This window comes from Rhizobacter sp., from assembly GCF_035702065.1.
In the GTDB taxonomy this organism is placed as follows: domain Bacteria; phylum Pseudomonadota; class Gammaproteobacteria; order Burkholderiales; family Burkholderiaceae_C; genus Rhizobacter.
Genome location: NZ_DASSRA010000142.1, coordinates 63,186 through 73,018, shown reverse-complemented (window position 1 = coordinate 73,018; position 9,833 = coordinate 63,186). Strand labels below are relative to the sequence as shown.

At 64.4% G+C, this 9,833-nt stretch carries 9 protein-coding genes and 1 pseudogene; all 10 read right to left on the bottom strand.

Annotated features, from left to right (window positions below; genetic code table 11):
- Positions 1–213, bottom strand: a pseudogene (locus tag VFL64_RS06910) (phosphate regulon sensor histidine kinase PhoR); the annotation flags it as partial.
- A 41-nt stretch (positions 214–254) separates the two neighbouring features.
- Positions 255–956, bottom strand: a complete 702-nt coding sequence (phoB, locus tag VFL64_RS06905) for a phosphate regulon transcriptional regulator PhoB (RefSeq protein ID WP_489539639.1) — start codon at positions 954–956, stop codon at positions 255–257.
- A 13-nt stretch (positions 957–969) separates the two neighbouring features.
- Positions 970–1,677: a phosphate signaling complex protein PhoU gene (gene phoU / locus VFL64_RS06900; RefSeq protein WP_489539638.1), complete on the bottom strand. Its 708-nt coding sequence runs from the start codon at positions 1,675–1,677 to the stop codon at positions 970–972.
- A 19-nt stretch (positions 1,678–1,696) separates the two neighbouring features.
- The gene (gene pstB, locus VFL64_RS06895; RefSeq protein ID WP_489539637.1) at positions 1,697–2,482 is read right to left on the bottom strand and encodes a phosphate ABC transporter ATP-binding protein PstB; all 786 of its coding nucleotides are present in this window, start codon (positions 2,480–2,482) and stop codon (positions 1,697–1,699) included.
- A gap of 18 nt (positions 2,483–2,500) precedes the next feature.
- Positions 2,501–3,364 carry a phosphate ABC transporter permease PstA gene (gene pstA, locus VFL64_RS06890; protein ID WP_489539636.1) on the bottom strand — a complete coding sequence of 288 codons (864 nt, stop codon included), beginning with the start codon at positions 3,362–3,364 and terminating at the stop codon, positions 2,501–2,503.
- Positions 3,361–4,335, bottom strand: coding sequence for a phosphate ABC transporter permease subunit PstC (gene pstC / locus VFL64_RS06885; protein ID WP_489539635.1), 975 nt, complete (start codon positions 4,333–4,335; stop codon positions 3,361–3,363). Before pstC ends, pstA begins: the two co-directional genes overlap by 4 nt.
- A 76-nt stretch (positions 4,336–4,411) precedes the next feature.
- Positions 4,412–5,452: a phosphate ABC transporter substrate-binding protein PstS gene (gene pstS / locus VFL64_RS06880; RefSeq protein ID WP_489539634.1), complete on the bottom strand. Its 1,041-nt coding sequence runs from the start codon at positions 5,450–5,452 to the stop codon at positions 4,412–4,414.
- A 128-nt stretch (positions 5,453–5,580) separates the two neighbouring features.
- Entirely contained in the window at positions 5,581–6,912 is a 1,332-nt protein-coding gene (gene glmM / locus VFL64_RS06875) for a phosphoglucosamine mutase (protein ID WP_489539633.1), read from the bottom strand.
- Positions 6,913–6,951: 39 nt separating this feature from the next.
- Entirely contained in the window at positions 6,952–7,797 is an 846-nt protein-coding gene (gene folP / locus VFL64_RS06870) for a dihydropteroate synthase (protein ID WP_489539632.1), read from the bottom strand.
- A 76-nt stretch (positions 7,798–7,873) separates the two neighbouring features.
- Positions 7,874–9,757 carry an ATP-dependent zinc metalloprotease FtsH gene (gene ftsH, locus VFL64_RS06865; protein WP_489539631.1) on the bottom strand — a complete coding sequence of 628 codons (1,884 nt, stop codon included), beginning with the start codon at positions 9,755–9,757 and terminating at the stop codon, positions 7,874–7,876.
- Positions 9,758–9,833: the final 76 nt, after the last annotated feature.

Sequence of the window (9,833 nt, the reverse complement as noted above, 5' to 3'; positions counted from 1 at the left end):
GCGGTAGCCGATCTCGCCCCAGAAGCCCGTGTCGCGCGGCGCCAAGTTCTCCTGCGTGCCGCTCAGCCAGCGGATGAGGCGGTAGCCGCGCAGCGTATCCAGCAAGGCCAGCAGCGCCACCCCCAAGGCCCCACCCAGCACCACGCCGAACAGGGGCGCATGAATGGACTCTCCGCTCAGGTAACCGATGAACGCACCGGCAACCATGGCCATGACACCAGCAAACAGCCGCGGCAGGAGCCAGTTCACGGTCGTCAGGCAGACAGGGTCTGCGCCTGTTGGGTGAGGCGGTAGCCAGCGCCCCGCACGGTTTCGATCATGTGCGAGCAATTCACCGGGCTCAAGGCTTCGCGCAGGCGCTTCACGTGAACGTCAACGGTACGTTCCTCGATGAAGACATGGTCGCCCCAAACACGGTCGAGCAGCTGGGAGCGGCTGTGCACACGCTCCGGGTGCGTCATGAAGAAGTGCAGCAGGCGGAACTCGGTGGGGCCGAGGCGAACCTCCTGCCCGTCGCGTGCGACACGGCGAGTGGCCGGGTCGAGCTTGAGCGTGCCGATCTCCACGGCCGCGTCCAGCGCCTCAGGCGCCTTGCGGCGCAACACGGCGCGAATGCGGGCCATCAACTCGTGGGTCGAGAACGGCTTGGTGAGGTAGTCGTCGGCACCGGCATCGAGCCCTGAGATCTTGTCGGCTTCTTCTGCACGCGCGGTGAGCATGATGATCGGCAGCTCGCGCGTGCGTGCCTGCGAGCGCCAGCGCTTGGCGAGCTGCAAACCCGACTGGCCGGGCAGCATCCAGTCGAGCACCACCAGATCGGGCAGCACGCGATCCACCTGCAGCAAGGCCTCGTCGGCCGTGGCGGCGATCACCACCTCGTAGCCGGCGTGCCGCAGGTTGATCGACATCAATTCGGCGATCGCCGATTCGTCTTCCACCACCAGAACCTGACTCATGCGTGGCTCCTGATCACTTGACCATCGACTCGACCGTCTCGACGGGGTTGTGACGAACGTCGGTCCCCTTGACGATGTAGATGATGACCTCCGCCAGGTTCTTGGCATGGTCGCCCACGCGCTCGATGGCCTTGGCCACGAACACGAGGTCGATGCTCGACGAGATGGTGCGCGGGTCTTCCATCATGTAGGTGATGAGCTTGCGCATCAAGCCGTCGAATTCCTGGTCGATCTGGTCGTCTTGCTTGAGGATCTCGACCGCCTTGGCGGTGTCGAGCCGGGCAAAGGCATCGAGCGCCTTGCGCAGCTGGGCGATGGCCAGTTCCGACTCGTAGGCCAAGTCATTGACGGGCAGGCGCAAGCGGCTCGACACACCGGTGTTGATCAGGCGCTGGACCGTGCGCGCGATGCGCGCCGCCTCGTCACCCACGCGCTCCAGGTTGGCAATGGTCTTGGAGATGGCGATCAGCAGGCGCAGATCGCGTGCCGTGGGCTGGCGCCGCGCAATGATTGTCGAGAGATCGCGGTCGATCTCGACCTCCATCGCATTGACACGCTCTTCGTTGCGCAACACCTCGGTGGCCACGTCGCCACTGAAGTTGGTCAGGGCGTAAACCGACTGGGCAACCTGAGACTCGACCAGCCCACCCATCTCGAGCACACGGGTGGAGATGCCGCTCAGCTCGGCGTCGAACTGGGTGGAAAGATGCTTTTCAACCATGATGGTTCATTCCTCCGCTTCAGCCGAAACGGCCGGTGATGTAGTCCTCGGTGTCCTTCTTCTTCGGCTTCATGAAGAGCTCCGAAGTCGGGCCAAACTCGATGAGGTCGCCCAGGTACATGTAGGCCGTGTAGTCGGAACAGCGCGCGGCCTGCTGCATGTTGTGGGTGACGATCACCACCGTGTAGTCGTTCTTCAGCTCGTGGATCAGCTCTTCGATCTTTCCGGTGGAGATCGGGTCCAGCGCCGAACACGGTTCGTCGAGCAGCAGCACTTCGGGCTTGATCGCAATGCCCCGCGCAATGCACAGGCGCTGCTGCTGGCCGCCGGACAGGCCGGAGCCGCTCTGGTCGAGCTTGTCACGCACCTCGGTCCAGAGCGCCGCCTTCTTCAGGGCCCACTCGACGCGCTCGTCCATCTCCACGCGCGGCAGCGACTCGAACAGGCGCACGCCAAAGGCGATGTTGTCGTAGATCGACATCGGGAACGGCGTGGGCTTCTGGAAGACCATGCCGATCTTGGCGCGGATCAGCGAGACATCCTGCTTCGACTTGAGGATGTTCTCGCCGTCGATCACGATCTCGCCCTCGGCGCGCTGCTCGGGGTAGAGCTCGAACATGCGGTTGAAGGTGCGCAGCAATGTCGACTTGCCGCAGCCCGACGGCCCGATGAAGGCGGTGACCTTCTTCTCGGGGATCTCGAGGTTGATGTGCTTGAGTGCGTGGAACGCGCCGTAGTAGAAGTTGAGGTCGCGCACGGCCAGCTTGGGCTTCTCGGTCGTGCTGAATTCGACTTTGGTGTCCATGGGGGGTGAACTCCAGGTTCAGTGTTTGTTGCGGAGGAAGACCCGCGCACAGATGTTGAGTACGAGCACGCCGATGGTGATCAGGAACACCCCGGCCCAGGCCAGCTTCTGCCAGTTCTCGTAGGGGCTCATGGCGAACTTCCAGATCGTCATCGGCAGGTTGGCCATCGGCGCGCCGAGGTTCGCGGACCAGAACTGGTTCGACAAGGCCGTGAACATCAACGGTGCGGTTTCCCCGGCGATGCGCGCAAAGGCGAGCAGCACGCCGGTCATCACACCGGCACGCGCGGCCTTCAGCGTGACGCTGGAGATCACGCGCCACTTGGGCGTGCCGAGCGCGTAGGCCGCCTCACGCAGGGAGTTGGGGATCAGCGTCAGCATGTTCTCGGTGGTGCGGATGACCACCGGGATCACGATCAGTGCGAGCGCGATCGCCCCGGCCACCCCCGAATAGCCCTTCATGCGCGTCACCACCACCGAATAGACAAACAGGCCGATCACGATGGAAGGGCCCGACAGCAGGATGTCGTTGATGAAGCGGGTGGTGCTGCCCAGCCAGCCCTTCTGGCCATACTCGGCCAGGTAGACGCCGGCCATCACACCGATGGGCGTGCCGACCAGCGTGGCCAGAACCACCATCACGAGAGAACCGAAGATGGCATTGGCAAGACCGCCGGTCTCGGCCTGCGGTGCAGGCGTCATCTCGGTGAAGACCGTCCAGGCCAGGCCACCAAAGCCCTGTCGGAAGGTCTCGATCAGGATCCAGACCAGCCAGAACAGGCCGAACGCCATCGCTGCCATCGACAGCGTGAGTGCGATGATGTTCACGGCCTTGCGGCGCCGGCTTCTCGCCAGCCGGTCTGCGCTCAGAGTCATGCTCATGAACGTGCTCCTTCGCTCTTCTTCAAGCGAGCCAGCAAGAGCTTGGACAGCGACAACACCACGAAGGTGATGAAGAACAGCACCAGTGCGAGGTAGAGCAAGGCCGCTTGGTGCATGCCGTCGCCGGCTTCGGCGAACTCATTGGCCAGCACGGCGGTGATGCTGTTGCCAGCCTCGAACAGTGACGTGGTGAGCTGGTTGGCGTTGCCAATCACGAAGGTGACGGCCATGGTTTCGCCCAGCGCGCGGCCGAGGCCGAGCATGATGCCGCCGATGACACCGGTCTTGGTGTAAGGCAGCACCACCTTGAACACGACCTCCCAGGTGGTGGCGCCCAGGCCGTAGGCCGACTCCTTCAGCATGGCCGGGGTCACTTCGAACACGTCACGCATCACGGACGCGATGAACGGGATGATCATGATGGCGAGGATGATGCCGGCCGACAGGATGCCAATGCCCACCGGTGCACCCGACACCAGGTCTTTCAGGAAAGGCGTGTTGCCGAAAACCGCCTGCAAGGGTTGCTGCACATAGGTGGACAGCACCGGGCTGAACACCAGCAGGCCCCACATGCCGTACACGATGGAAGGCACGGCCGCCAGCAATTCGACCGCGATGCCCAGCGGACGCCGCAGCCAGCCGGGAGCGAGCTCGGTGAGGAACAGCGCGATGCCGAAGCTCACGGGCACGGCGATGAGCAAGGCGATGAACGAGGTCATCAGCGTGCCGTAGATCATCACCCGGCCGCCGTACTTGTCTTGCACCGGATCCCAGTCGGCACTCCACAGGAAGCTCAGGCCGTACTCGCGGATGGCGGGCGCGGCCCCTATCAGCAGCGAGCCGATGATGCCGGCCAACATGAGCAGGGTGAGGATGGCGGCCCCGTGCGCCAAGGCGGAGAACACCGTGTCGGCCCAGGGAGCGGTACGCCGGGCAGCTGGCGGACGGTCCACCGGCTCAGTGCGTTGCATCTTGTCCGGGTCGTAGTGGGATGCAGGAAGTGTAGCGGCCACGGTGCCTCCGAAGACTCAGGAAAGGACGCTCAGATCACTGCAGGCTGATGGCCTTGGCCGAGGCGTCCTTCACTTCACCCCATTGCTTGCGCACCAGCGTCTTGACGGACGCGGGCAACGCGACGTACTCGAGTTCCTCGGCGGCCTTGTCACCATTCACGTAAGCCCAATCAAAGAACTTGAGCGTGGCGGCAGCCTGCACGGGCTTGTCCTGCACCTTGTGGATCATGATGAAGGTGGCGCCGGTCAGCGGCCAGGCTTCCTTGCCGGGCTGCTCGGTCAGCACCTGGTAGAAGGTCTTGGCCCAGTCGGCATTGGCCGCAGCGGCCTTGAAGTTGACGTCGTCCGGTGCAACAAAGGCGCCGTCCTTGTTCTTCAGCAGCGTGTAGGTCATCTTGTTCTGCTTGACGTACGCGTACTCGACGTAACCGATCGAGTTGGGCAGACGGCTCACGAACGCTGCAACACCTTCGTTGCCCTTGCCACCCGCGCCCGTGGGCCAGTTCACGGCGGTGCCCTCACCCACCTTGGTCTTCCACTCTTCGTTCACCTTCGAGAGGTAGTTGGTGAAGATGAAGCTGGTGCCCGAGCCGTCGGCGCGGCGCACTACCGAGATGGCTGCGTCCGGCAAGGGCACGCCGGGGTTGATGGCGGTGAGCGCCGCGTCATTCCACTTGGTGATCTTGCCCAGGTAGATGTCGCCCAGCAGCGCACCGGTGAGCTTGATCTGGCCCGGCTTGATGCCGGCGATGTTGACCACCGGCACCACACCGCCGATGACCGTGGGGAACTGGATCAGGCCGTCCTTCTGCAGCTCTTCGTCCTTGAGCGGCATGTCGGAAGCACCGAAGTCCACGGTCTTGCCGCGGATCTGCTTGAGGCCGGCGCCGGAGCCGACCGACTGGTAGTTGATGCGGGCGCCGCTGGCCTTGTTGTAGGCGTCAGCCCACTTGGCATAGATCGGGGCGGGGAAGGAGGCACCGGCACCGGTGACATCCTGCGCCATCGAGGCGGCGGGCAGCAGGCCCAGTGCGACGGTGGCCGCGGTGGCGAAGCGGATCGAGAGAGCGTTCATGTGTGCACCTTTCCAGACAGCTGGTTGTGGAATGGCGCCACTGTAAAAATCGGATGTGACAGCGTCGTGACACATCGAGTCGACATCTTTGAGTCACATGTTTGTCATGCAACCGTCAAAAGCGCTCACTAACCTCTGAACAAGTTCGCCAGGCGCTCTGCGCAGGCCTGGGCCTGGTCGGCTTCGCGGGCTTCCACCATCACCCGGACCAGCGGCTCGGTGCCCGAGGGGCGAATCAGCAGGCGGCCGTTCTTCCCCAGTTCACGCTCGACCTCGGCCTGGGCTTCGGCCAGACCGGTAGCGGCCCTCCAGTCCTGGCCGGGCTTGAGCCTGACGTTGACCAGCACCTGCGGGAACAGGGTCACCGGCGCGAGCAGATCCGACAGAGACTTGCCGCCACGGCTGACCGCCTGCAGCACCTGCAAGGCACTCACAATGCCGTCGCCCGTGGTGTGTTTGTCCAGCGCCAGCAGGTGACCCGAGCCTTCGCCACCCAGCAGCCAGCCACGGGCTGCGAGCTCTTCGAGCACATAGCGGTCACCGACCTTGGCGCGCACGAACTGGATGTCTAGCGCCTTGAGCGCCACCTCGACGGCCATATTGGTCATCAAGGTGCCCACGGCCCCCGGGACGCGTTGGCCCTGGGCCAGTCGGTCGGCCACCATCACGTACAGCAATTCGTCGCCGTTGTAGAGCCGCCCGGTCGAATCGACGAGCTGCAGTCGGTCTGCGTCACCGTCGAGCGCCACGCCGTAGTCGGCGCGGTGTTCCTTCACCGCCTTGACCAGCGCGGCCGGAGCCGTCGCACCAAAGCCTGCATTGATGTTGATGCCGTCGGGGCTGCAGCCGATGCCGATCACTTCGGCACCCAGTTCGTGGAAGACCTCCGGCGCGATCTGGTAGGCCGCACCGTGCGCCGCATCGACCACGATCTTCAAGCCCTTGAGAGACAGATCGTTGGCGAAGGTGCTCTTGCAAAACTCCACGTAGCGGCCACGCGCATCTTCGATCCGACGCGCCTTGCCCAGCTGGGCGGATTCCACGCAATGCAGCGGTTGCGCCAAGGCGGCCTCGACCTCCTGCTCCCAGGCGTCGGGCAGCTTCTCGCCCGCAGCAGAGAAGAACTTGATGCCGTTGTCGGCGTAGGCGTTGTGCGAGGCACTGATCACCACACCCAGATCGAGTCGCAGCGCGCGCGTGAGGTAGGCCACCCCGGGGGTGGGCAAGGGCCCCGTCAGCAGCACGTCGACGCCCGCCGAGGCGAAACCGGCCTCGAGGGCCGACTCGATCATGTAACCGGAGATGCGCGTGTCCTTGCCGATCAGCACGCTGGGCCGGGCAATGTGGGCCTTCAGCACACGGCCGACCGCATGCCCGAGGCGGAGCATGAAGTCAGGGGTGATGGGCGACTGGCCCACGGTGCCGCGGATGCCGTCGGTGCCGAAATAGGTTCTGCTCATTGTTGTGTGTCCCTTGTGCCGCCCGGACTTGTGCAGCAGCTAACCCTGCGGATGGCCCAGCAAACGGGCCGCCCCCACCACCTTGAGGGCGTCCACAGTGGCCGCCACATCGTGCACCCGCAACACCTTGGCGCCCAGCTGGGCGGATGCCATGGCGGCCGCCACGCTGGCAGCCAGCCGTTCGCCGGCCGGTCGCCCGGTGAGAGCGCCCAGGCTGCTCTTGCGTGACCAGCCCACCAGCAAGGGATAACCTAACGCCAGTAGCTCAGGCTGGCGGGCAAGCAACGCAAAGTTGTGCTCCACCGTCTTGCCAAAGCCGATACCCGGGTCGAGGGCGATGCGTTCCGCCGCCACGCCACCACTGCGCAGCGCAGTGGCCCGCTCCGCCAGGAACTGCCTGACTTCAGCCAGCACGTCGCCATAGATGGGCTTGACCTGCATCGACTGCGGCTCGCCCTGCCTGTGCATCAGGCAGACGCCACAGGTCGGGTGGGCCGCCACCGCTTGCAGGGCGCCGGGCCAGCGCAAGGCATAGATGTCGTTGACGATGTCGGCACCGAGGTCGAGCACGGCTCGCATGGTCTCGGGCTTGTAGGTGTCGATGGAGACTGGAACGCCCAGGCTCAGCGCGCCCCGCAGCACCGGCAGCACGCGCGCGAGCTCTTGCTCCAGCGGCAACGGCTCGGCTCCGGGGCGACTCGATTCCCCGCCGAGGTCGAGGATGTCGGCGCCATCCTTGAGCAGTTGCTCGCAATGCGCCAGCGCGGCCTGCGTGGTGGCATGTTGACCGCCATCCGAAAACGAGTCCGGTGTGATGTTGACGATGCCCATCACCTGGGGGCGGCTCAGGTCGATGCGGAATCGGGTGGTCTGCCAGACGGCCATGCAGCCTCGCAAGAAGTGGAAACAGAAACGGAAACGGGGCCGAAGCCCCGTGTCGCATGGATACCGCTTCGACGCGTCAGGCCGCGGCCGGTGCGCTGTCGGGCTTGACCGGCGGGGTCGACCCACCCGACTTGCTCGACGAAGACGACCAGTCCTTGGGCGGGCGCGGCGGCTTGTCGCTCATGATGTCGTCGATCTGGTCGCTGTCGATGGTTTCCCATTCGAGCAAGGCCTTGGCCATCGCGTGCATCTTGTCCTGGTTGTCCTCGATGAGCTTGCGGGCGATGGCGTACTGCTCGTCGATGATGCGCCGCACTTCGGCATCGACCTTCTGCATGGTCTCTTCGGACACGTTGGTCGTCTTGGTGACCGAGCGGCCCAGGAAGACTTCGCCTTCGTTCTCGGCGTAGACCATCGGGCCCATGGCCTCGCTCATGCCGTAACGCATCACCATGTCTCGGGCGATCTGGGTGGCACGCTCGAAGTCATTGCTGGCGCCGGTGGTCATCTCGTTCATGAACACTTCTTCGGCGATGCGGCCACCGAACAGGATAGAGATCGTGCTCAGCATGCGAACCTTGTCGCTGCTGTAACGGTCACCTTCGGGCAACTGCATGGTCACGCCCAGAGCACGGCCACGCGGAATCACCGTCACCTTGTGCACCGGGTCGGCCTTGGGCATCAGGCGGGCGACCAGGGCATGGCCAGACTCATGGTAGGCCGTGTTGCGGCGCTCTTCCTCGGCCATGGCCATGGACTTGCGCTCCGGGCCCATCATGATCTTGTCCTTGGCCTTCTCGAAGTCGACCATGTCGACCACCCGACCGTTGCGGCGAGCAGCGAACAGGGCGGCCTCGTTGACCAGGTTGGCCAGGTCGGCACCCGAGAAGCCCGGGGTGCCGCGGGCGAGGATGTCGGCACGGATGTCCTGCCCGACCGGAACCTTGCGCATGTGCACGTTCAGGATCTGCTCGCGGCCGCGCACGTCGGGCAGCGTCACGTAGACCTGGCGGTCGAAGCGGCCGGGGCGAAGCAGCGCCGGGTCGAGAATGTCGGGCCGATTGGTCGCGGCCATCACGATCACGCCCATGTTGGTCTCGAAGCCGTCCATCTCGACGAGCATCTGGTTCAGCGTTTGCTCGCGCTCGTCGTTGCCGCCACCCAGGCCCGCGCCGCGATGGCGGCCCACGGCGTCGATTTCGTCGACGAAGATGATGCAAGGCGCGCTCTTCTTGGCCTGCTCGAACATGTCGCGCACGCGGGCCGCGCCCACGCCCACGAACATCTCGACGAAGTCGGAGCCCGAAATGCTGAAGAACGGCACCTTGGCTTCACCAGCAATGGCCTTGGCCAGCAGGGTCTTGCCGGTGCCCGGAGGGCCCACCAGCAGCACGCCACGCGGGATGCGACCACCCAGCTTCTGGAACTTCTGTGGATCCTTCAGGAAGTCGACCAGTTCCTTGACCTCTTCCTTGGCCTCGTCGCAGCCAGCGACGTCGGCGAAGGTCGTGGTGTTGTTGGCCTCGTCGAGCATGCGGGCCTTGGACTTGCCGAAGCTGAACGCCCCGCCCTTGCCACCGCCTTGCATCTGGCGCATGAAGTAGATCCACACCGCAATCAACAGCAGCATGGGGCCCCAGGAGACGAGCATGCTCATCAGGATGGAGGGCTCCTCATCGGCCTTGCCGGTGACTTGCACACCGTACTTCATCAGGTCGCCAACCATCCACAGGTCGCCTGGCGAGGCGATCGTATAAGGCTGACCGTCGCCCGGAGTGACTTTGAGATTGCGGCCCTGAACCTCGACGCGCTTGACTTTGCCGGCTTTGGCATCGTCCATGAACTGCGTGTAGGTGACGCTCTCAACGACGCGGGGCTTGTCGAACTGCTTGAAGACAGTGAACAGCACCAGGGCGATCACCAACCAGACAGCGACTTTAGAGAACCATTGATTGTTCACCGCGGCTCCTTCTGCAAATCAAAACTTCCGCACAGGCGCACGGCGTGCCCCACATCCACGGCATATGGGGCGGATT